Origin of the sequence: Polaromonas sp. CF318 (genome assembly GCF_000282655.1) — a bacterium.
Taxonomy (GTDB): Bacteria; Pseudomonadota; Gammaproteobacteria; order Burkholderiales; family Burkholderiaceae_C; genus Polaromonas.
Map to the genome: position 1 here is coordinate 23,110 of NZ_AKIV01000101.1, position 22,245 is coordinate 45,354.

The 22,245-nt window shown below is 65.8% G+C and carries 16 protein-coding genes and 1 riboswitch; of the genes, 3 read left to right on the forward strand and 13 right to left on the reverse strand.

What is annotated here, in order from left to right:
- Positions 1 to 31: 31 nt before the first annotated feature.
- The 12 genes from ribBA to PMI15_RS18550 all read right to left on the reverse strand — a co-directional run bounded on the left by ribBA (position 32) and on the right by PMI15_RS18550 (position 13,057).
- Positions 32 to 1,138, reverse strand: coding sequence for a bifunctional 3,4-dihydroxy-2-butanone-4-phosphate synthase/GTP cyclohydrolase II (gene ribBA / locus PMI15_RS18495; RefSeq protein WP_007872620.1), 1,107 nt, complete (start codon positions 1,136 to 1,138; stop codon positions 32 to 34).
- Between the two features lie 3 nt (positions 1,139 to 1,141).
- The gene (locus tag PMI15_RS18500; protein ID WP_007872623.1) at positions 1,142 to 1,792 is read right to left on the reverse strand and encodes a riboflavin synthase; all 651 of its coding nucleotides are present in this window, start codon (positions 1,790 to 1,792) and stop codon (positions 1,142 to 1,144) included.
- A gap of 86 nt (positions 1,793 to 1,878) precedes the next feature.
- A complete protein-coding gene (gene ribD / locus PMI15_RS18505) occupies positions 1,879 to 3,003 on the reverse strand; it encodes a bifunctional diaminohydroxyphosphoribosylaminopyrimidine deaminase/5-amino-6-(5-phosphoribosylamino)uracil reductase RibD (protein ID WP_007872626.1) in 1,125 nt (374 codons plus the stop codon).
- A gap of 42 nt (positions 3,004 to 3,045) precedes the next feature.
- Entirely contained in the window at positions 3,046 to 3,528 is a 483-nt protein-coding gene (locus tag PMI15_RS18510) for a type IV pilin protein (protein WP_036839907.1), read from the reverse strand.
- 40 nt (positions 3,529 to 3,568) lie between these two features.
- Complete coding sequence (locus tag PMI15_RS18515; RefSeq protein ID WP_157214673.1) at positions 3,569 to 7,261, reverse strand: pilus assembly protein; 3,693 nt, start codon at positions 7,259 to 7,261, stop codon at positions 3,569 to 3,571.
- Positions 7,262 to 7,290: 29 nt separating this feature from the next.
- A complete protein-coding gene (locus PMI15_RS24100; protein ID WP_007872644.1) occupies positions 7,291 to 7,839 on the reverse strand; it encodes a PilX N-terminal domain-containing pilus assembly protein in 549 nt (182 codons plus the stop codon).
- On the reverse strand, positions 7,826 to 8,725 hold the full coding sequence (locus tag PMI15_RS18525) for a PilW family protein (protein ID WP_007872646.1): 900 nt from the start codon (positions 8,723 to 8,725) through the stop codon (positions 7,826 to 7,828). The genes PMI15_RS24100 and PMI15_RS18525 overlap by 14 nt, the downstream gene beginning before the upstream one ends.
- Positions 8,726 to 8,763: 38 nt before the next feature.
- Positions 8,764 to 9,345 carry a type IV pilus modification protein PilV gene (pilV, locus tag PMI15_RS24105; RefSeq protein WP_007872648.1) on the reverse strand — a complete coding sequence of 194 codons (582 nt, stop codon included), beginning with the start codon at positions 9,343 to 9,345 and terminating at the stop codon, positions 8,764 to 8,766.
- On the reverse strand, positions 9,336 to 9,983 hold the full coding sequence (locus PMI15_RS25360; protein ID WP_007872651.1) for a GspH/FimT family pseudopilin: 648 nt from the start codon (positions 9,981 to 9,983) through the stop codon (positions 9,336 to 9,338). Before PMI15_RS25360 ends, pilV begins: the two co-directional genes overlap by 10 nt.
- A gap of 91 nt (positions 9,984 to 10,074) precedes the next feature.
- Complete coding sequence (gene nrdR / locus PMI15_RS18540; RefSeq protein ID WP_007872661.1) at positions 10,075 to 10,524, reverse strand: transcriptional regulator NrdR; 450 nt, start codon at positions 10,522 to 10,524, stop codon at positions 10,075 to 10,077.
- Between the two features lie 99 nt (positions 10,525 to 10,623).
- On the reverse strand, positions 10,624 to 11,868 hold the full coding sequence (gene glyA / locus PMI15_RS18545; protein ID WP_007872664.1) for a serine hydroxymethyltransferase: 1,245 nt from the start codon (positions 11,866 to 11,868) through the stop codon (positions 10,624 to 10,626).
- Between the two features lie 44 nt (positions 11,869 to 11,912).
- Positions 11,913 to 12,042: riboswitch (ZMP/ZTP riboswitch) on the reverse strand.
- Positions 12,043 to 12,178: 136 nt separating this feature from the next.
- On the reverse strand, positions 12,179 to 13,057 hold the full coding sequence (locus tag PMI15_RS18550; protein WP_007872667.1) for a lytic transglycosylase domain-containing protein: 879 nt from the start codon (positions 13,055 to 13,057) through the stop codon (positions 12,179 to 12,181).
- Between the two features lie 744 nt (positions 13,058 to 13,801).
- Between PMI15_RS18550 and PMI15_RS18555 the strand changes: the two genes are divergently transcribed.
- The 3 genes from PMI15_RS18555 to PMI15_RS18565 all read left to right on the forward strand — a co-directional run bounded on the left by PMI15_RS18555 (position 13,802) and on the right by PMI15_RS18565 (position 21,363).
- Positions 13,802 to 17,710, forward strand: coding sequence for a DUF748 domain-containing protein (locus PMI15_RS18555; protein ID WP_007872668.1), 3,909 nt, complete (start codon positions 13,802 to 13,804; stop codon positions 17,708 to 17,710).
- 183 nt (positions 17,711 to 17,893) lie between these two features.
- Positions 17,894 to 20,689: a DUF349 domain-containing protein gene (locus PMI15_RS18560; RefSeq protein WP_007872669.1), complete on the forward strand. Its 2,796-nt coding sequence runs from the start codon at positions 17,894 to 17,896 to the stop codon at positions 20,687 to 20,689.
- Entirely contained in the window at positions 20,686 to 21,363 is a 678-nt protein-coding gene (locus tag PMI15_RS18565) for a hemolysin III family protein (RefSeq protein WP_007872672.1), read from the forward strand. Before PMI15_RS18560 ends, PMI15_RS18565 begins: the two co-directional genes overlap by 4 nt.
- Positions 21,364 to 21,390: 27 nt before the next feature.
- Here the strand turns inward: PMI15_RS18565 and PMI15_RS25370 are convergent, their stop codons facing one another.
- Positions 21,391 to 21,861 (reverse strand): ankyrin repeat domain-containing protein, encoded by a 471-nt coding sequence (locus tag PMI15_RS25370; RefSeq protein ID WP_081499638.1) that lies wholly within the window; start codon positions 21,859 to 21,861, stop codon positions 21,391 to 21,393.
- Positions 21,862 to 22,245: the final 384 nt, after the last annotated feature.

The following is a 22,245-nucleotide window of genomic DNA, read 5'->3' on the forward strand; positions in this document are numbered from 1 at the left end:
TGATTTGTAGATTTTTGGGCTGGCGAACAGCTCAGTCCCGGGTGATGTAGCCGACGATCTCCAGGCCGTAGCCCGTCATGCTGGGCATGCGGCGCGGGTTGCCCATGAGGTTCATGCGGTGCACGCCGCATTCGCGCAAGATCTGCGCGCCCACGCCGTAGGTGCGCAGGTCCATGCGGCCGCGCTCGGGCGCCTGGCTGGCGCGCGCCGTGCCTTCGAACTGGGCCAGCAGCTGCGCAGCGCTTTCGCCGCAGTTGAGCAGCACGGCCACACCCCGGCCTTCATCGGCGATGTGTTTGAGGCTCTGGTCCAGGCTCCAGGAATGCATGGGGCGGCCGGTTTCCAGCACGTCCAGCACCGACAGCGGCTCGTGCACGCGCGCGGCCACGACGTCGTTGGCCGACCATTCGCCCCTGACCAGGGCCAGGTGCAGGCCCTGGCTGGGTTTGTCGCGAAAGGCGTGGGCGGTGAACTCGCCGAAGGCGGTCTGCAGCACGCGGCAGCCGATTTTCTCGACCAGGGAGTCGTTGCGGCTGCGGTGCTCGATCAGGTCGGCGATGGTGCCTATCTTGAGGCCGTGCTCGGCCGCGAAGACCAGCAGGTCGGGCAGGCGGGCCATGGTGCCGTCATCCTTCATGATCTCGCAGATCACGGCGGCCGGCGAGCAGCCGGCCATGCCGGCCAGGTCGCAGCCGGCTTCGGTATGGCCGGCGCGCATCAGCACACCGCCGTCCACCGCCTGCAGCGGGAAGATGTGGCCGGGCTGCACCAGGTCGCTGACCTTGGCGTTTTTGGCGACGGCGGCCTGCACCGTGCGGGCGCGGTCGGCGGCGGAGATGCCGGTGGTCACGCCTTCGGCGGCCTCGATGGAGACGGTAAACGCGGTGGAATGCTTGGTGCCGTTGCGCGTCGCCATGGGCGGCAGCTGCAGCAGCTCGCAGCGCTCGCGGGTCAGGGTCAGGCAGATCAGGCCGCGGCCGAAACGCGCCATGAAGTTGATGGCCTCGGGCGTGACGTGGTCGGCCGCGAGCACCAGGTCGCCTTCGTTCTCGCGGTCTTCCTCGTCGATCAGGATGACTATGCGGCCGGCGCGCATGTCGGCGACGATGTCTTCAACAGGGGAAATGGCAGTGGTCATGGTTCAGGGCTTTTGGGGGATGTTGTTGTGAATGTCGCCCAGCATGCGCTCGACGTAGCGCGCGATCAGGTCGATTTCGAGGTTGACCCGGGAGCCGGTGGCCAACTGGCCCAGGGCGGTGTTCTGCACGGTATGCGGGATCAGGTTGATGCTGAGCTCCGTGCCACCTGCGTCGCCTGCCAGGTCGGTGACCCGGTTGACCGTCAGGCTCACGCCGTTGACGGTGATGGAGCCCTTGTAGGCCAGGTATTTGCCGAGTTCGCGCGGCGCCAGTATGCGCAGCTCCCAGCTTTCGCCGACCTCGGCGAAATGCGTGACGCGGCCGATGCCGTCGACGTGGCCCGAGACGATGTGGCCGCCCAGGCGGTCATGGGCGCGCAGGGCTTTTTCGAGGTTGATGGTGCCGGTTTCGGCCAGGCCCGTGGTTTTGGCCAGCGATTCGGCGGAAATGTCGATGGTGAAGCGGTTGAGGGGCAGATCCAGCGTGGTGGCCGTCATGCAGGCGCCGTTGAGGGCGATGCTGTCGCCCAGGCCCACGTCGTCAAGGTAACCCGCAGGCGCCTCGATGGTGAGCCGCTTGCCGTGGTCTGAAGAGCTGCCCAGGCTTTGGATGGCGACGATGCGCCCCAAGCCGGTAATGATTCCGGTAAACATGCGCTATTTTCGCAGGGATTCAGGCCCGGGCGTGGGGAATGGCCACTATTGCCCCGTAAAAGCGGCCCAGGCCGCGTCAAACCTGGCTAGAACTGGTCCCTGCCTATGCCGCGGGCAAGCACGCGCAGGTCGGGGCCGACCCTCTCAACAGACTGGAATTGCAGATCCATGGCATCGGAGAGCTGCTCCAGGGGGCCGAACGAGGCCATGCCCATGCCCGGGCCCAGCAGCTTGGGTGCCAGGTAGACCAGGAACTCGTCGACCAGCTCTTCGCGGACCAGGGAGCCATTGAGCTTGCTGCCGGCCTCGACATGCAAGTCGTTGATTTCGCGGCGCGCCAGGTCTTTCATCATGGCGGCCAGGTCCACCTTGCCGCGGGCATCGGGCAGGCAGGTCACGGTGGCGCCTTTGGCGGTGAGGGCGGCCTCCCGCGAAGCATCCTGAACCGCCGTGTAAATCCATACCGGCCCGCCGGCCTCGAAAATCTTCGCGTCCACCGGCGTCTGCAGCAGGCTGTCGACGATCACACGAAAGGGCTGCCGGGGCGTGTCCACCAGGCGCACGTCCAGCCTGGGGTTGTCCTGCAGCACCGTGCCTATGCCCGTCAGCACGGCGCCGGCCCGCGCGCGCCAGGCATGGCCGTCGGCCCGGGCTTCGGGCGAGGTGATCCATTGGCTCTGGCCGTTGGCCAGGGCGGTGGCGCCGTCCAGCGAGGCGGCGATTTTCATGCGCACCCAGGGGGTTTTGCGGACCATGCGGCTGAAGAAGCCGATATTCAGTTCCCTGGCCTCTGCGGCGCCGGCCCCTACGTCCACTTCGACGCCGGCAGCGCGCAGGCGCTCAAAGCCCTGACCGGAGACCAGCGGATTGGGGTCCGCCATGGAGGCAACAACTTTGCGGATGCCTGCGGCAACCAGGGCGTCGCAGCAGGGGCCGGTGCGCCCATGGTGGGAGCAGGGCTCCAGCGTGACATAGGCGGTGGCGCCGTGGGTGGCGTGGCCATGGGCCGCCGCATCCCGCAAGGCCATGACTTCCGCGTGGGGGCCGCCGGCCTGCTGTGTGTAGCCGGTGCCTATGGTTTGTCCCGCGGCGGATATCAGGACACAGCCAATGCGGGGATTGGGCGATGCGCTGAAGGGCGCCTTGGCCGCGGCCTGAAGGGCGGCCTGGATGAATTTGAGGGTGGAAGCTGTATGGATGGGCTGCTGCATGGTTTCCTGCCGCGGCCACATCCAAGGACGGGGCCTAGTGCTTTAACGCCAACATTCCGCGATCAAGGCGGCGGTCGGGGAGGCTGCGGTGATGCCTTTGGCGCCCGCCTGCGTCAGGGTGAAGCCGCCGCACTTGTCGTTGGCCATGTTGGCCGTGCTCAAAGGTTGCATGATAAGCGTGAAGGTGCTCGAAGTGGCGCTGCTGGGATTGGCCCCGGTGTTGGAGATCGCATAGAGCTGGGTGCCTTCGGCGGGCGCCCTCAGCAAGGCGGGCGGCATGGTCGCCCAGATGGTTTGGGAGCCCGTGCGGTCCGCGTCGTAGCGGTCGTTGGCCGCGTAGAAACGCTGCATGTACTGGGCAGCCTGCGAGAGCTGCGCCCGCGCCGCGGCGCGGTTGCCACGCGCGATGTAGCTCTGGTAGGAGGGCAGGGCGATCGCGGCCAGCAAGCCGACTATCGCCACCACGATCATCAGCTCAATCAGCGTAAAGCCCGCCGAGCCGCTGTTTTTTTGGGGTTTAGACATCATGAGGTGATTCTCTTGGTAAAAGCAGCGATTATCAAGCTCAGTTGGCGCGTGGGAACAGCTGGCGCCACGAGCGATTCAGGACCGAGCCAGGGCATTCGCCGGGGTGGGCTGCGCGATAGGCGGCGCTGCTGCAGTTGGCCGACGTGCATTCGCTCGGGTGAGCCGCAGCATAGGCCGCATCCGCACAGCTGCCGCATTCCGACACATGGGCTACCGCATAGGCCGGGTTGGTGCAGTCTTGCGGCGGGGGCGGGTTGCCGGTGCGCACCTTGATGTGGCCGCTGGAGTTCTGCACGTCTTTCACGCCCGTTTCTTCGCCGATGGAGTTGAGGATGGTCAGGACCACGTCCGTACCGTCGGCCAGTGAGGTATAGGCGCACACATTGGCGTCGCTGCCGTCGATGTTTCCGTCGGCATTGGTATCCAGCGTGCCGCCTGAACGGCAGGCGGCCGTCAAGGGATTGATGTAGAAGCTCAAGGCATTGCTCGTGGAGGCCAGGCAGCTCGATGAGCTGGCCTGCGGAGCGACCGTATCGATCTTGACGACATCGCCTTGCATCTGCAGCGGGTAGACGTCCCGTTGACCTGTGAACACATTGAGGGGCAATTTCCAGCCGCGCCGTGTGGCCCAGTCAAGGCTTGTGACCGCCGGGTTGTTAAAGCTCACCGTGTAAAAGCCCGTGACGCCGCCGTTGTTAATGGTGTTGCCCGTGGTCGGGTCTATGCCGACCGTGACGGCGGTGGCCTTGAGAACCTCCAGCTGTGTTTCGTTAATGGTGTCGGTGCCCGTCGAACCAAAGGGCTTTCTGTCCCACAGGCCGTAAGCCGCCTGAACGGGCGTTGTGACGGCGGGATCGCCGGCTTCAAACAGCTTGCCGGTCGCCACGGACACGAGGTAGCTTGGCAGGTAGCTGGCCTGGTCGGTCCGTTCAAGGACAGCCGGCTGGGCGGTGATGGGCAGGGGCGTGGAGCCGCTCAGCGCGGTGAACAGCGCGACGCCGCCATTGCCCAGGCCCCAGGCGGAGGAAGTGGCGCCGCTCAGGTCGAATTTCCACAGCCGGCCTTGCAGGTCGCCGGCATAGGCGCCGATGATCTGCTGTTTGGCGTTGTACACCAGGCGCACGCCGCCAAGCCCGTTGGCGAGCGTGTTGTCGGTCTTGATTTCCTTGAGCAGCTTGCCGGTGCCGGTTTCGACGACGAAGAGGCTGGCTTTGGCGGATTTGCTGTCGTAGCCGTTGCCGAAGATGGTCACCCAGTCGCCGCTGACCGTGATGCCGCTCTGGGGCGTGCTCAGGACGCTGCCGAGTTCCGCGAAAGAGGTCGTGGAGTTGCCCGGCATCACCGGAAATGCCGGGTCCGGGTTGAGTTCCCACAGAACCGCCTTGCCGTTCATATTCAGGGGATCGGTGGCGTTCAGAGCGAAGACGGACTTGGCGCCGGCACCGGTCGTGCCTATGACCAGGTTGCGCCATCCGGTCGACGAGCCTCCGCCGGTCAGGTTGGGGGTGGTCAGGTAGGCGTCGACCTCGGTCAGCGGGCCGTCCACCGAGTAAGTGTGGGCATAGGTATAGCCGGTGTCGGTCAGGGCTTCCAGCTTGCCGAGCACGGAACGCGGCACGTAGGCAAAGAGTTCGCGGCCGCCGACGGCGGCACCGTTGCCTTCACCGAAGGCGTGCAGCATGCCGTCATTGGCGCCCACAAACAGCACACCCTCGGGACGGGCTGCCTTGCTGGCCATATAGGCGGCATAGGTGGTCAGGCCCGGGGTGGAGGCCGGCAGCTTTTCATACTGCGGGTTGGTATTGTTCTTGATGAAGGACGGTGTCGAGTTGACGATGTCGCCCAGGATCGCGGGCCGCTTCCTCATGCCGGCGCCTTCCTTGGTCCGCACGCCGCGCAGGTAATCCACGATGTCGGAGGTCACCGCATTGCTCATCTGCATATTGGTGTTGGTGCCCTTGAGGCTGTTGGCCGCCGTGGTGATGTTGGCGTAGGTGAAGTCAAGGCCTTGCTTGGCCGCGTCGGTCCAGACGACGATGTTGCGTGAAGCCGGCGCAGGCAGCGTGGTAACGCCCGTGGGCTGGCCGTTGCCGTCAGTGGCGATGACCTGCCATGCCACGCCGGCGCTGTCGCCGTTGGCGGTCAGGTTGACCATCTGCACATTGCCCCACCAGGTTCCGCTGGTGTAGTAGGGCACGAACTTCTTGGTGCCCGCGGTCAGGGTCACGGCGGATGCCGCCACACCGGCTTGCGAGAACTGCTGGCTCGCGATACTGCCGATGACGTTGCCCAGGTCGGTCGCGAATTGTTGCGCATCGGTCACCGTCAGGAAGTCGCCGCCACCGTTGTGGGCGGCATGGCGCATGTCGTCAATCGTCGTGACGGTGTTCAGCACGGGCGTGGCCCAGTTCAGGTTGCCGAGCTTGGCGCTGGCCACTTCGGCATTGGTCATCTGGCCCGGGGCGCCGAAACTGACCATATAGCTGGTCATGTTCTGCCAGAAAGGAGGGGCGGAGGGGTCGCCGGTGCCGTTGTCGTTCGCGAGGTCGTTGCGCAGGTCGGTAACCCAGTATTTCAGGGCGATGTCGGCCAGCGTGTCGGCGGTGCCGCTGGTGCCGTTTGCCTTGTCCGATTTACCCCGGTTGCGGACGTCGGTTTTGTCGCCTGGCTTGTACTGGTAGATTTTGGTCGAGTCCAGGGCATGGGTGTATTTGATCCCCAGGGTGCTGTCGACGTCGCCGACACCGCTCGGTGCGGCGTCCGTGTAAAAGCCGTCGGTGATCAGCATGGCATAGGAGCGGCGGCAGGACAGGTGGCTGGCCGCGGTCTCGCCGGCGGGAGGCGACCAGGGCTTGGATCCCCAGGGCCCGGTGTTGGCGTTGTTCTGGTAGTACTTGCCGGCCCTGTCGAGCGCGCCGCGCAGCGGCGTGCCGCCATTGGGCACGCGTGCATCAAGCCAGGTGAAAAAAGCGCTTTTGGCGATGCCGAAATCGGTCATTATGTTGGGCGTGCCGTTGATGTCCCCATAGGCCAGGCGGAAATTGTCAGCCTGGCTCACGAAGGCCGCGGACAGGCCGGTCTTTGCCGATTTGATGCGGTCTATGTGGTAAGCGCGCCAGTTCGCGATGTTCTGGCGTTCTTCGTTGAACGTGCAGGTGGCGGCGGCGCAGTCCGTGCGGGTGCCGCCATGCGCCCCAAACGGGTTGCTGTTGCCGGAAGTATTGGAACCGTTGAACTGGAACTTGCTGTTTGTAACTTTGTAGCTGTCGTAGTTTGCGGTATTCGAGAGGGCGGCGGACGTGGTGAAGGTTGTCGGGTTGACGCCTGTTTTCGGCAGGAACATGGTCACGACCGAGCTGTTATCCACTGCGGCGTTTCCTTGGAGAACACCTCCGGCATAACCCGGTGCATAGACTTTTTTGGGGTTGTAAAACAGCAGGTTGTTGACAGGGGAACTTTGGCGAGGGTCGCCGCCGCCAATGCAATCCACATGAAAGCCCGGGATGCTGGTGGATCCGGGGGATTCGGCGAGCAGCGCGGCGCTGACATGCTTGGCATAAACGCATTCCCAGTCCATGGAGCCCGAGGTGTCCAGTACCAGCGCGATGTTGGGCCTGACGTTCACGGTTTTGGACAGCAGCGGCTCTTGCGCGACGACAGCGAACGAGCTGTCCGCCACGACCAGCGCGGCCGCGTAAAACGCGACATTGCGCATAAAGGAAAATTTCATGGCCAGGCCTTTCATGCTCGCGTCGAGCATCATTTCATGGTTACTACAGATTGGAGCCACACCTCGGTGCCCCTGGGGGCGCTCCCGTCTTTCGCGCCGACTTCAGGGCCGAAGCCCCTGGCTGTCGTGACAAAAACCTTGGTGTCGGCGGGGGTCAGGTACTGCGCCATGCACTCGGGCTGGCGGGTGAAGTAAACAGCGGTTCCGGCGTCGCCGGCCGAGGTGAACGCGACCGTCTTGAGGTTGGCCGTCGGCGCGAGGGTGTCCCAGTTGGCCATGGTTTCCCAGCCGTATTTGGTGCCGGCGCCCACCGGGGCAGCCTCTGGCGCGAAGCCGGTGGCCGGGTTGGCGGCGTAAAGCTGCACCTGCTGCTCGCAGAAACGCAGGGCGGTTTCAGCCGTTTGTCGGGCCAGCGCCTGCTGGCGGCTCTGGTTGGCCACCTGTTCGGTCGACGAGGCGCCGCGAATTGAAATGCTGGCCAGAACCGAAAGAATCATCAGCATGATCAGGGCCACAATCAGCACGACGCCCTGCTGCTCGTGCATCTTCGGGGTTTGGCGTGATTCAGGGATTGACATAACCTACTCCGTGATTGCGCAGCAGCACCGTGGTGCGATAGGCGCGGCGCATCCTGCCGTCGGTGATATCGATATCGGCGCCGGCGCAGTCTTGATAGCTTGGCTTGGTGGCTGAGGTGCCCAGGTCCTTCAGCACGATGTCTTCGCTCCTGACCACCACGCAGACCTGGGCCGCGACCACCTTGTTCCAGCGGTCCAGCATGGGCAGGGCCGTCAGGGCCGCGTCCGTGGGGTTGATGATGCCGGAGGCGCTCAGGTAGCCGCGCACATTCTGGCTGTTGGGGACGGCGGGCTCGGCGACCGCGAAATTGACCGTCGCGCTTTCAATGTTTTCGGCCAGCACCTGCGATTGCGCCAGGTTCCCGCTTCCGCGGCAGGTCAGCGTGTTGTTCGTGATGGCGATACGCGACTGCATGGTGTAGTAGCCCCCCGCACCCGCGGCCGCCACGCCGTTGCCTATGCAGTCCATGGGCAAGCCGCCGGCGGTGTTTTTCCCGGTGTTGAGGTCGCCCTCGTAGGCCACGGCCAGGCCGAAGCCGCCGCTCCCGGCGCAGGTCAGGGCGCTCATGTTGGCGACGGCCGGGTCCGTGAAGCCCGTGTTGCAGGCGTACAGGTTCCAGCCGCCCTGGCCCAGGTCGTTCTTGACGCCGCCGGTGCGCGTGGGGTTGTAGCCCGCCTGGCGCAACTCCTGCGTAAAAACGCCGAGCGCCATCTGCGCGTCCTCGTTCATCTGACCCTGGGCCTGCGCATTGCGCGTGGCCGTGCTGCCGGAGAGGTACATGACGACCAGCGCACCTATGATCACCATGCCCAATACCATGGAGATCAGCAGCTCGATCAGGGTAAAGCCTGACTGCTGCCTTCCGGTGAACCTTGCCGAGGGCATGCGGAAACGCTGCTGTGGGCAACCTGTTGCGCGCAAAGTCATAACTGCACCTTCATGTAAAAGCAGCGCGGCAGTGTGGCCAGGGCTTTTGCGGTGGCCGAGCAGTTGTCGGACGTCAATTCGGCGGACTGGTCGACACCGCTGACCTTGCGGGTGTTGTCCAGCACGCCGGCTTCTTCCCAGAGGATCCAGATATTGGCCTGGGTTGCGCTCGCGCCGGGTCGCGCCACTTCAACCCCGCCCTGGGGCAGCAGCGCGCGAACCCGGCTCTGGAAGGCCGTGAGGTCCGCTGCAGCCAGCATCGCAGGGGTGGTGCAATTGGGAAAGACGCAGGGCGCGAGGGCCGGGGGGTTGCCGGTGGTCATCATCGCCACGTCGTAATTGCCCCCTGAAAGACCGGTGGGGTTGAGCCTGATCACTTCCGCCAGTTCCGTGGCCAGGGCGCTTGCGATGGCGCGGTTGGCCGCGTTCTTCTGCGCCGCGACCGAATAGGCCTGCATGCCGGCGAGTGCCAGCATGCCGAAGGACATGAGCAGTATGGAAATGAGCACCTCCAGCAGCGACGAGCCTCGCTGCCCCTTGCGCGAAGGAGCGGATTTTCTGGTGAAGCCTACGAGCATGCGACATCCCCCGTCTGGACCTTGACCCGGCCCACTGAATTCATGCACAGGGTGCGGGTGTAGTAATTGTTGGTGGCGAATGAGCCCGAGGCATGGACCAGCCACCGGCCTGACTGGCCGATGGCACGGCCCGTGGCGTCATAAATGATGCCGTTTCCGGTGCTGACGGCCGTAGGGGTGGACACGCCAACGGCGAAAAAGTCGCTGACGCCGGCCATGGGCTCCTGGGCGCGCAGCACGATGTCGGTCGCGGCGTCGAAGCTGCCGTTGCTGTTGCTGTCGAGGAATACGACCCATCCCTGCATCCAGCCGCCGACGGTTGCGCCGTTTCCGGTGGAGCAAACGGGGCTCGCCGCGGTCGAGTTTGCGGTCCTGCAAATCGTCACGCTCTTTCCGCGCCGCATGGCTTCACCGCGGGCGTAGCGCGTATCCGAGATAAATCCGTTGGTGGCCCGGGTGACGGATGAGTTGGCGAGCAGGCCCAGGAAAGAAGGCGCCGCAAGCGTTGCCAGAATGCCGATGATGGCGACGACAACCAGTATTTCAATCAGGGTGAAGCCGTGCTGGATGTGCCTCACGCGCCAGGGCGGTTGGGGACGGGAAGTGGCACGGCCGGCGATCGATAGATTTTCGAACATGCGCAATTGTGAGCATGCGCCGGCGCTCCCGCCTCCTGTATTCGACGCTCGGTCAGCTTTGCGTGACAAACGGTCGGCGTCGCCCAGGCTCCTAGCGTCTGACCTCGTCGACCAGGGTTTTGAACTCGTCGATGTCCTCAAAGCTGCGGTAGACGCTGGCGAAACGCACATAGGCCACTTTGTCGAGCTTCTTGAGCTCGCGCATCACCAGTTCGCCGAGCCGGTTGGAGGCGACCTCGCGCACCCCCAAGCTCAGCAGTTTTTCTTCTATGCGCTCGATGGCCGAGTCGATCTGCTCGGTGCTGACCGGTCGCTTGCGCAGTGCCAGGTTCATGGAGCCCAGGATCTTGCTGCGCTTGTACTCGATGCGCCGGCCGTCCTTCTTGACGATGGACGGGAAGGTGACGTCGGGCCGCTCGTAGGTGGTGAAGCGCTTTTCACACGCGCCGCACTGGCGGCGGCGGCGTATGAAGTCGGCGTCCTCGGCCACCCGGGTTTCGACAACCTGGGTTTCAAGATGGCCGCAGAAGGGGCATTTCATGGGTGTTGGCCTGAATTTAAAGACATCAATCGGTCCTTAGCCCATGGAGGTCGGCGCGTGATGCTATTAAAATTATAGTGCCCGCGCCGCCCGCTGCGATCAGCGGTACACCGGGAAGCGGCTGGTCAGGGCGTGAACCTTGGCGCGTACCGTTTCAAGGGTGGCCGCGTCGCGCGGATTGTCGAGCACGTCGGCGATCAGGTTGGCCGTGGCCCGGGCTTCCTCGTCCTTGAAGCCGCGGGTGGTCATCGCCGGGGTGCCGATGCGCACGCCGCTGGTGACCATCGGTTTTTCCGGGTCGTTCGGGATGGCGTTCTTGTTGATTGTCATGTGGGCGCTGCCCAGCACGGCTTCGGCTTCCTTGCCGGTGATGCCCTTGGCGCGCAGGTCGACCAGCATCACGTGGCTTTCGGTGCGGCCGCTGACGATGCGCAGGCCGCGCTGCGTCAGGGTGTCGGCGACGATCTGCGCGTTCTTCACGACCTGCTGCTGGTAGGCCTTGAACTCGGGCGTCATGGCTTCCTTGAAGGCCACGGCCTTGGCCGCGATCACGTGCATCAGCGGGCCGCCCTGCAGGCCGGGGAAAATGGCGCTGTTGATGGCTTTTTCATGCTCGGCCTTCATCAGGATGATGCCGCCGCGCGGGCCGCGCAGGCTTTTGTGCGTGGTCGAGGTGACGATGTCGGCATGCGGCACCGGGTTGGGGTAGACGCCCGCGGCCACCAGGCCGGCGTAGTGGGCGATGTCGACCATGAAGATGGCACCGACGGCCTTGGCCACCTTGGCGAAGCGTTCGAAGTCGATGCGCAGGCTGTAGGCCGAGGCGCCCGCGATGATCAGCTTGGGTTTGGTCTCGTGCGCCTTGCGCTCCATGGCGTCGTAGTCGATCTCTTCCTTGTCGTTCAGGCCGTAAGACACGACGTTGAACCACTTGCCGCTCATGTTCAGGGCCATGCCGTGCGTCAGGTGGCCGCCTTCGGCCAGGCTCATGCCCATGATGGTGTCGCCGGGCTTCAGGAAGGCCAGGAACACGGCCTCGTTGGCCGAGGCGCCGCAGTGCGCCTGCACGTTGGCGGCCTCGGCGCCGAAGATCGCCTTGACGCGGTCGATGGCGAGCTGTTCGGCCACGTCCACGTGCTCGCAGCCGCCGTAGTAGCGGCGGCCCGGATAGCCTTCGGCGTATTTGTTGGTGAGCTGCGAGCCCTGCGCGGCCATGACGGCGGGCGAGGCGTAGTTTTCGCTGGCGATCAGCTCGATGTGCTGCTCTTGCCGGGCGTTTTCAGCCTGGATGGCGGCGAAGATTTCGGGGTCGGTCTGTTCGACCAGGATGTTGCGGTGGTACATGGCAGTCCTTAAAGACGTGGTCCCTGCTATTCAATGAATGAAACAAGGGCTGCCCAGGCGAACGGCTGAACGCTTCGGCCCAACGGCTTTCAGCGGTGCGCTTCCCAGTGGTGTCCCACGTCAGCTTCGATGGTTGCGAGAACCTCGAGCCTATCGCCAGTCGCGCACCCGGCTAGTGTAACTGAGGGCGCGTCAAACCCGCGGCACGCCGTCCCATACCCGTCACCCGGAAAGCAAAAAGCCGGGCGCTGGCGACGGCCCGGCTTTGCGGCACAAGCGGGCGGGCCCTCGGGCCGCGCCCCGGCGGGGATCAGGACTGGTTCAGCAGCGCCACTTTTTCCGGCGTCTTGCCCTCCGAGGCCGGGGTGTCCGACTTGCCGGGCAGGGAGGCCGGAACCGGGCGCGAAGTGCCGGGTTCGGCAAAGAAGGGCGAAGGCTTGCCGCGCTTGGACGCCGACGCCACCACGGCCAGCAGGCGGGCGTGTTCTCCCATCACCTTGCCGGCGTAGCCGCCGTCGTCTTCCATGTTGGCGGCGCCCACATAGTATTTGAGGCCGCCCTCGACGGAGCCGGCGCGGGCGATGCATTCCTGCAGCACCTTGACGCCGACGCGCAGGTTGGTGACCGGGTCGAAGGCCGCCAGCTTGCCGCCGAAGTTGTCGTACTTGTCGTGGTGCACCTTGGTCATGACTTGCATCAGGCCTTGGGCGCCCACCGGGCTTTGCGCGAAGGGGTTGAAGCCGGACTCGATGGCCATGATGGCCAGGATCAGGGTCGGGTCGAGTTTGGCCTTCTGGCCGATGTCGAAGGCTTCGGCCACCAGCACGCTCAAGGGCTCCGGCGCCACGCCGTACTTCTTGCTGAGCCAGTAAGCCACCGCCGCCTGCTGGGCCGGCAGGTCCTTGGGGTTTGACGCCGTGGCGCGCTCGATGGCGGCGGGCTCGGTAAAGCCGATGGCCGCTTCCTGGCGCTGCTGCAGCCAGGTCATGAGCTTGAATTCACCGGCCTGACGCAAGTCGGGCCGGGCAGTCAGTGTGATCACCGCGAACACGACCGCCAGGCCCAAAAGGGCGAAGCTGTTGTGGGTGATCTCGAAAAAGCCTTGGGCGATGTCATCAGCAATGGTTAAAACACTGCTGCGTACACTTTTCAAGTGCGCCTCAAGGCCGAATTGTCCTAGCGCTGTCATAGCACTCCTTTCTACGCTTGCAGGCCCTTTGGGGGCCAAGCAGGCTTTGATTGGGTCGCCATCAAACCAAGGCGTGCCTTGTGGGGTGTTGACCCCTGTTTGACGTTGCCGGCTTCTTTGGTGAAGAGGGCAGCGGAGATTCGGGTTGTCCCTAGGTTTCTGTGGGACTGGCGGGATTCTATGGGGTCGTTAAATAACCTGTCAATAATAACAAATCGTTTCTTTATATTGAATAAGCAAATAAAAACCTTGATTCTGGGCAGAACCCGCCTGAATCAAGGTAGTTACGGCCTCTTTTTGAGACCAAGCTCTAAGTTAAATTCGACGTGAAAAATACCGGATCGGCGGATCGCGAGTCCGGCTGTAGGCGATTTCCGATACCCCATGTGGGACGGTCGAGGCGATTTCCGGGCGCCGGCGGGAGCCCGAAGGCTACGGCAATCACTCCGGTCCCGGTGATTGAAAAGATGGTCTTGCCTGCACGCTGCGGGAGGTTTAACCTGCAGTTGCCTGATTCATTCGGGCATCCAACCGGGTAACCAACCCCGGAAAAACTGGAAGCAATCACTTGCTTTCATCGCACTGGGGACGATTCATCTCTCCTTTGCGAAACCCGACGGCATGAGCATAAACGCCCGCCGTCAACCCCGGTCGGCTCAGCTGCCCGGGGTTTTTCTTTTGGGTGACCGTCTTTTTCAAATAAATCATTGACCGATTGACGTCAGCGTTAAAAACTCGACGCCTATGGCAATCAATGATCTGAAGAACAAATGGCACGACATCGAATGGCGAAACACCGCAAAAACCCTGCCGGCACGGGCCGCCGGCGTGGCCCGGTCGCCTTTGTGGCGGCGCCGCGCCGCGTGGGCGCTGGGCGTGCTGCTGCTGGTCTGGGCGCTGGCCTATGCGGCCGTGCCGTCCATCCTGAAATCGCAACTCGAGAAGATCGCCTCTGAAAAATTGGGCCGGCAGGTCACGGTGGGCGCGGTCGACTTCAAGCCCTGGTCGCTCGAACTGACGCTGCGCGACCTGGCCATTGCCAAAGCCGGGGCCGCCGGCGCTCCCCCGGCTTCCCCCCAGGAAGTGCCCCAGCTGGCCGTCAAGCGCATATATATAGATGCAGAGCTGGAATCCCTGTTGCGGCTGGCGCCGGTGGCCGACGCTGTGCAGATCGACGAACCCGTGGCCTTTCTGGCCCACAAAGGCGAAGGCCGCTACGACATCGACGACATCCTGGAACGCCTGAAGGCGCCCGCGGACCAGCCGGCGTCGGATGCGCCGCGCTTTGCGGTCTACAACATCGTGGTGAGCGGCGGACGTCTGGATTTTGCCGACCAGTCCGTCGGCAAGACCCATGAACTGAGGGACCTGAACCTCTCCGTGCCTTTCCTGAGCAACCTCAAGTCCCAGCGCGAGATCAAGACCTCGCCGCACCTGGCCTTCAAGCTCAATGGCAGCAGTTTCGATACCGCTGCCGAGGGCACACCCTTTGCCCAGACCCACAAAACCGACGCCACCTTGACCTTGCGCGGCTTTGACCTGAAGCCCTACCTGGCGTACTGGCCGGCTAGCCTGCCCTTTAAGTTGCAAAGCGCCGTGCTGCATGCCGACGCCAAAGTGGCGTTCGAGCAGGCGCCGGCCACCCAGGTGCGAATTTCCGGCACGGTGACGGCGGAAAAAGTGCGCGTGCAGGCGGCTGGCCAGGCGCCCGTGGCCCGTCCCGACATGCTCGCGTTTGAGCGGCTTCAGGTGACCATGGCCGACGTGCGGCCCCTCGAGCAGTTCGTCAAGCTCGCGTCGGTCGAGTTGAGCGCGCCCGCGCTGTCGGTGGTTCGCGACCGGGCGGGTCGGCTCAACCTGTTGCCGCCGGCCGCCGCGCCTGCTGCAAAAAGTGAAGCAAACACGCCCGATACCGCCAAGCCCGCTGCCTCGGCCAGGGCGCCGGCGTCTACGCCCTGGAAAGTGCAGGTGGCCCGTGCGGCCGTGCGCGCGGGCAGCGTGAACTGGCTCGATGAAACCCTGGCTTCGCCCGCCGACATCCGGTTGACCGGCCTGGCGCTCAATGCCACGGCCATCGCCATGCCTTTTTCGGCCGGTGCGCCGCTGCAATTCGACGGCTCGGTAGGACTTGAGCCGCCGACCGCCCCGGTGCCCCCGCTCGTCAAGGCTGGCGCAAAGGCCGGCGCCAGACTCGCCGCGCCGCAGGCCCCCGCCGCTGCGGCACTGTTGACTTTCCAGGGCAGCGCCACCGACCAGGCCGCCCAGCTCACGGCCAGGCTGGCCTCCTGGCCGCTGGGCATGGCCGCCAAATACGTGGGTCAGTTCCTGCTGCCGGCGCTGGGCGGCCAGCTCGACGCCGAACTGGGCGTGAATTGGCAGGCGGCCAGCGGCGAAAAGCCGCAAGTGCTGCAGCTCAGCGCGCCGCAGATCGCGTTGAGCGAGGTGCAACTGGCCCAGGGCAAGGTCTCGCTGGTGTCGGTCAAGCGCGTGGACCTGGCGCAGGTGGACATCGACCTGACCGGCCAGAGCTTCAAGGCCGCAAAACTGCTGCTGACCCAGCCCAGGGCCCTGGTGGAGCGGGGCAGCGACAAGCGCTGGATGTATGAGCGCTGGATGGTGAATTCCGGCGCGGCAAGGCCTGCGCCGCCGCCCACCGATGCCGCCACGCGGGCGAGCGCGCCCTCCTGGGCTGTGGCCATCAGCGACGTGCAGCTCGAAGGCGGTGCGATGTCGTTTTCCGACAAGGCCGGCGCCAAACCGGTGGGGTTTGAGGTGACCGCGGCCAAGGCCCAACTGGGCGGGCTGCTGCTGGACGACAGGCTCGCGTCCCGGCCCCAGGCCGCCAAGCCCATGCCGCTGACCGCCTCCTTGCGCCTGGCCACCGGCCGTTTCGAGCCCGGCAAGGTGGACTTCAACGGCAGCCTGGGCCTGGCGCCGCTGCAGGCCCAGGGCCGGCTGCTGGTTGACCGCCTGCCTGTGCAGGCCTTTGAGCCTTACTTCGCCGACATCCTCAATATCGAACTGCTGCGCGCCGATGCCAGCTTCAAGGGCCGGGTGGCCTACCGACAGACGCCGGGCGGGCCCCAGGCCCAGGTGACGGGCGATGTGTCGCTGGAAGAGCTGCGCGCCAACACACTGGCCCCCAGCGAAGACCTGCTGGCCTGGAAAGCGCTGAACCTGCGCGGCTTTCATGTGGCGCTGGAGCCGGCCAAGGCAACCCGCGTGGAGGTCAAGGAAACCGTGCTGACCGACTTTTTCGCGCGTGTGATCGTCATGCCCGACGGCCGTATCAACCTGCAGGATCTCGTCAAATCCGGTGGCCCCGCGGCGGCCGGTGATACGGCCGCCGCAGCCGCCGCGCCGGCCTCCGCGCCCGCGGCCCCGCCCAAAACGGCGGTTGCCGATGCCAAAGGCCCGCCGGCCCCGGCGGCCCCGCAGCCCATTGTGAGCTTTGGCCCCATCAGCCTGATCAACGGCAAGGTGCTGTTTTCCGACCGCTTCGTCAAGCCGAACTACTCGGCCGACCTCAGCGACCTGACCGGCAAGCTCAGCGCTTTCTCGTCGGTGGCTCCCGCGCCTGCGGGCGGCGCGGCGGCCGCCCCCAATATGGCGGATTTGGAACTGCGCGGGCGGGCCGAGGGCACGGCCTCGCTCGAAATCCTGGGCAAGCTCAACCCCCTGGCCAAGCCGCTGGCGCTGGACATCAAGGGCAAGGTGCGCGACCTGGAGCTGCCGCCGCTGTCACCGTACTCCGTCAAGTACTCGGGCTACGGCATCAACCGCGGCAAGCTCAGCGTCGACGTGAGCTACCTGGTACAGCCCGACGGCAGGCTCACCGCCACCAACAAGGTGATCCTGAACCAGCTCAGTTTCGGCGAGAAGGTACCCGGCTCCACCGCCAGTTTGCCGGTGAAACTCGCTGTTGCGCTGCTGGCCGACCGCAACGGCGTGATCGACATCGACCTGCCCATCAGCGGCTCGCTGAACGACCCGCAGTTCAGCCTGGGCCCCATCATCGTCAAAGTCATCGTCAACGTGATCGTCAAGGCCATCACCGCGCCTTTCAGCCTGCTGGCCAACGCCTTCGGCGGCGGCGGCGAGGAACTCAGCGTCGTGGGCTTCGCGCCCGGCAGCGCCGAGCTGCGCCCCGAAGCCAAGGCCGGGTTGGACAAGGTTGCCAAGGCCCTGGCCGACAGGCCATCGCTGCAGCTCACCGTGGTGGGCACCAGCAGCGTGGAGGCCGAGCGCGAGGGCTTCAAGCGCGAGCGGCTGGACGCGCTGGTGCGTGCCGAAAAACGCCGCATCACCGTGAAGGAGGGCGGCACCACCTCGGCCGCCGTCAGCATCAGCCCGGCCGAATACCCGGATCTGCTCAAGGAAGTCTATAAGCGCGCCGACATGCCCAAGCCGCGCAACCTGATAGGCCTGGCCAAGGACCTGCCCGTGCCCGAGATGGAAAAGCTGCTGCTGGCCGACATCAAGGTCAATGACGACGCCATGCGCGAGCTCGCCGTGCAGCGCGGTGTGGCGGTGAAAGACTACCTCGCCTCGCGCGAGTTGCCGCCCGAAAGGCTGTTCCTGGGCGCGGCCAAAGCCGTGCCGCCGGAGGCCAAATGGACGCCTCGCGCGGAGCTGAATTTGGCGATGCCTTAAAAAAGGCGAAAATAGCACCAGCGCTTTATTGATAAAGCTTTTATGGGACCAGGGCCAATGCGCGCAACGCGGTTGCGCGGCGCGGCCTCCCATCCATTCCAATACCTGCTGCCGCCGCGCAAAGCTCCCCGTGACCGGGAGGCCTTGCGGTCGGCGGCAACTATTTTTTGACCTTGCGTTCCCATGTTTAAATCTTCAAAACCCGACACTCCCGCCGTGAAAACGCCATCCACCAAGCAGGCCGAAGCCCATCCGCTGGACGGCCTCACCGGCGGCGCGTTTTCCGCGCCCACCTCCGGCGAGCGCGCCTCGCGCATCCGCAGCTGGCTGGCCACCGAGCCCACGGCCGAGCAGATGGCCGAGGTCTACAAGGACCTGTCCAACCGTGACAAGGGTGCGGCCAAGCCGCTGAAGGAAAAGCTCGACGAGATCAAACGCAGCAAGGGCCAGGAAGCCGTGGCCGCCGAGTGGGCCGAAAAAGCCCAGGCGCTGCTGGCCGTGCCCAAGCTCAACCTGGCCGACGCCCTGGCCTGGCAGCGCGACGCCGCCAAGGCCGGCGCGCCCCTGTCCAAGGAACCGCTGGCGGGCCTGAAGGCGCAACTGGCCGAGCGCGTCAAGACCATTGAAGACCTGCAGCACCGCACCCAGGTGCAGCGCGAGGCCGCCGTGCTGCTGGCCCAGCGTACTGAAGTGCTGTCGCTCAAGCCCTGGCGCGACGCCGAAGCCGCTCTCGAATCCTTGCGCGGCGATGTCACGCACTGGCAGTCGCAAGCCGGTGAAATCATCCAGGACGCCAACTGGGCCAGCGTGGACGCGAAATTCCCGCCGCTGCTCGACGCATCGCGCGCGCAACTGCTTGCCGTGTGGGACGCCTTCCAGGGTGCGCTTGCCCAGGCCCAGAAGGCCGCTGAAGACGCTGGCGCGCCCCTGCCCGCCGTGCCGGTGTGGGCCGACGAACTGCGCGCCGCGCGCGGCCAGGCCCCAGCCGAGGGCGAGCAGCCCGCGCGCGCGCCCAAAGCCAGGATTGATCCGGCCGTGCTCAAGGAAATGCGCGAAAAGTCCTCGGCCGTCGTGCAGGCCGCGCTTGCCAAGCTCGAGCATGAGGTTACCGAAGGCCACGGCAAGTCCACGCCCAAGGTCGCGGCCGAGCTGCGCCAGGCGCTCAAGGAGCACATCCGCAACATCGACAGCAAGCTCGAAGCCGCCGCGCATGCCGCGCTCACCGCGGCCGGCGAACTCGAAGGCTGGCAGCGCTGGCGCGCCGACCAGATCCGCGAAGAGTTGGTCGTCAAGGCCGAGGCCCTGGTGGCCAAGCCGCTGGGCGGTCGCAAGCAGCAGGAAGCCCTGCGCGCCATGCGCGAGCAGTGGAAGACCAGCGACCAGGGCGGCACGCCCAACCACACGCTGTGGAAGCGCTTTGACGACGCCTGCAACGAAGCCCACAAGGTCGTTGAAGCCTGGCTCGAGAAGGTCAAGGAGCAAAACGAAACCGTCAAAGCCGAGCGCAAGCTGCTGATCGACGAAGTCCTTGCCTGGGCCGAAACCAACAAGGGCAATACCGACTGGAAGTACCACATCCGCAGCCTCAACGGCTTTGTCGAAAAATGGCGCGAGGCCGGCCACCTGGGTGAAAAAGCCTTTGCCGAAATCCAGCCCGTGTGGAAGGCCGCCATGGACACGGCCGACGCCGCGCTGACCGCCGCGCGCAGCGAAAGCATCGCGCGCCGCAAGGCCATGATTGAAGAAGCCGGAGTGCTGGGCGCCGAGCCGCAGCTGCGCATAGACGCCGTCAAGTCGCTGCAGCAGCGCTGGCAGCATGAGGCGCAGGCTGTGCCCATAGAGCGCAAGCAGGAGCAGAAGATGTGGGACGCGTTCCGCAAGCCCATAGACGACGCGTTCCAGCGCAAGACCGCCGAGCGCGAAAAAGCCGCCGCGGCCCTGGGCGAATACGACCGCATGGTGCTGGAAGCCTCCAAGGCCGTGGAAGCCGCCACCGCCAGCGGCGACGCGCAGAAGATCCATGCCGCCGCCAAGGCGCTGGAAGCCATTGTGCGCGGCCAGGTGTCCGTGCCCGCAGCGGCCCCCGCACCCGCTCCCGCACCCGCTCCCGCCACCCCTTCCGTGGAAGCAACGCTGGCCGCCGCCGGCAGCGAGCCGTCCGCTCAGGCCGCCGAACCTGTCGCCGACGCTGAAGCCGCCGCGGCCGCAGAATTTGCCGAAGCCGGCGAGCCGGCCAGCGCGCCCGCCGAACCACCGCCCGCACCCAAGCCCGCGCCCAAGCCCATCGTGGCAAGGCGCGGCGACGATCGCCCCGGCATGAAAAAAGCCGATCCCGTGGCAGCGGGGCGCGGCGGCAAGTTCGGCGACCGCAAGGACGCGCGTCCCGGCGGCAAGCCGGGCGGCCCGCGCCAGGGCACCGACAACAAATTCGAGCCCTACCGTCCCGACCGTGACGCCCGTCCGGGCCGTGACGAGCGCGGCCCGCGCACCAGCGAGCGCCCGGCCTTTGAAGAGCGCGGCCCGCGCCTGGGCGACGCCGCCTTCCGTGCCCAGCGCGAAGCCTTTGAAGCGGCCAACCAGGCCCTGAAAAAGCTCGCCGTGCAGGCACACGGCGAGGTGCTCACGCACCTGCTCAGCGCCTGGGAAAAACGCGACCCGGCGCAACTGCCCAGCGCGCAGGAGCTCGGCAAGGCCGTGCCGGCCGCGGTGCGCAACCGCTGGGTGCAGGCCGTCAGCACACCTTCGGGCAAGGACGCTTCCGAAGCGCTGCTGCGCCTGGAAATCGCCGCCGACCTGCCCACGCCGGCCGAGCACATCAGCGCGCGCCGCATGCTGCAGCTGCAGCTGCTCACCAAACGCAACGCGCCCGCGCCGGCCGAAACCTGGGGTGAAGACACGGCCCAGGTGCTGGCGGCCGACTTTGACGCCGGCAATGCCAGGCGCGTGCAGAACGTGCTCAAGGCGCTGCTCAAACGATGAGCGCTACTGTCGCTGCTGAGGTTTTTCCCCAGGATCGGCAGCAAAGCCTGGGCGAGGAAATCGCCAACAGCGTGAGCCACGGCGTGGCATTGCTCGCCGCGATGGCGGCTGTGCCTTTCCTGGTCATGGGCAGCATGCGGCAGGGCGATGCCATCGACATCGCGGGCGCCTCGGTGTTCGCCGCCAGCATGGTGCTGCTGTACTTCACCTCCATGCTGTACCACGCGCTGCCGGCGGTGCGCGCCGCGCGTGCCAAGAGCGTGTTCCAGGTGCTTGACCACGGTGCGATCTACCTGCTGATCGCCGGCACCTATACGCCCTTCACGCTGGGCGTGCTGCGCGGGCCCTGGGGCTGGACGCTGTTCGGCCTGGTCTGGGCCATGGCGCTGGCCGGCGTGGCGGTCAAAGCCGTCGCCGGCATACGCTACCCGCGTGTGTCCACGGCGCTGTACCTCGCGATGGGATGGATTGCCGTGATCGCCGTCAAGCCCATGCTGGAACTCATCCCAGGCTGGGGGCTGTTCTGGCTCGTGGCCGGCGGGCTTTTCTATACCTTGGGCGTGGGCTTTTTCGCCACCGATTCCAGGCTGCGTTACGGCCACTTCATCTGGCACCTGTTCGTGGCCTCGGGCACCGCCTGCCACTGTGTGGCCGTGCTGTATTACGCGAGCTGAAGCACAGCGCCCACGGCGCCCCTACGCTCAGCGGGCCGCTGCTATCAGGTGAGCGATGCCGTCATAACCCAGCCGGCGCGCATGCTGCAGCGCGTTCAAGCCGTCGTGGTCGATCAATGCCGTGTTTGCGCCCGCCGCCAGCAGGCGCTGGACCACGGCCGTGTGTCCCTGCATGGCGGCCAGCATCAAGGGCGTGCGGCCCGCCGCGTCGGCCGCATTGAGGGCCGCGCCTTGCTGGAGCAGGCGCTCCACCTGTGGCAGGTCGCCCGCGCGCGCCGCGTTTTGCAGTGCGCCTGCCAGTTTGGGCGCACCGGATACACCGGGTGCTTCCGCGCGCGGAGAAGGCGCTGGCGCGCCGAGTCTTTCACGTTTCTGCTCCGGTGCGGCGGTCGCGGCTGGCGCAGCGGCGGCCCGTGCCGCCGGCGCCGCCATGGCGGGGGCCGCGGCAACCGCAGCGGCCGGCGCGGCGTCCTGCATGGGGGCCGCCTGTCCGCCCATCACAGCTTCGGCCTGGGGCGCGGGGCGTGCGCGCTGAGAGCTTTCTTTGGCGGCGGCAACTTCTGGCGCGGGTGGCGGTGGAGCCACCGGGGCGGGGACTGACGAAGGCGCGGGTGAAAGCGCAGGTGAAGGCACCGCGCTTGCCTGGGACGGCGGCGCGGCTTCGGTTTCGGCCTTGGGTGCCACCGAGCCCGTGGCGGAGGGCTGGGGTGAGGGTTTTCCGGCGGGGGGCGTCGCGGGGGCTTTCAGGGCCGGTGGCGGGCCCGCTTTGGCGCTGCGGCTGTCGGCCTGGGGTGTCGGTTGCGGTGCGGCGGCTGGCGCAGGTGCAGGTGCAGGTGCAGGTGCAGGTGCAGGTGCAGGTGCAGGTGCAGGTGCAGGTGCAGG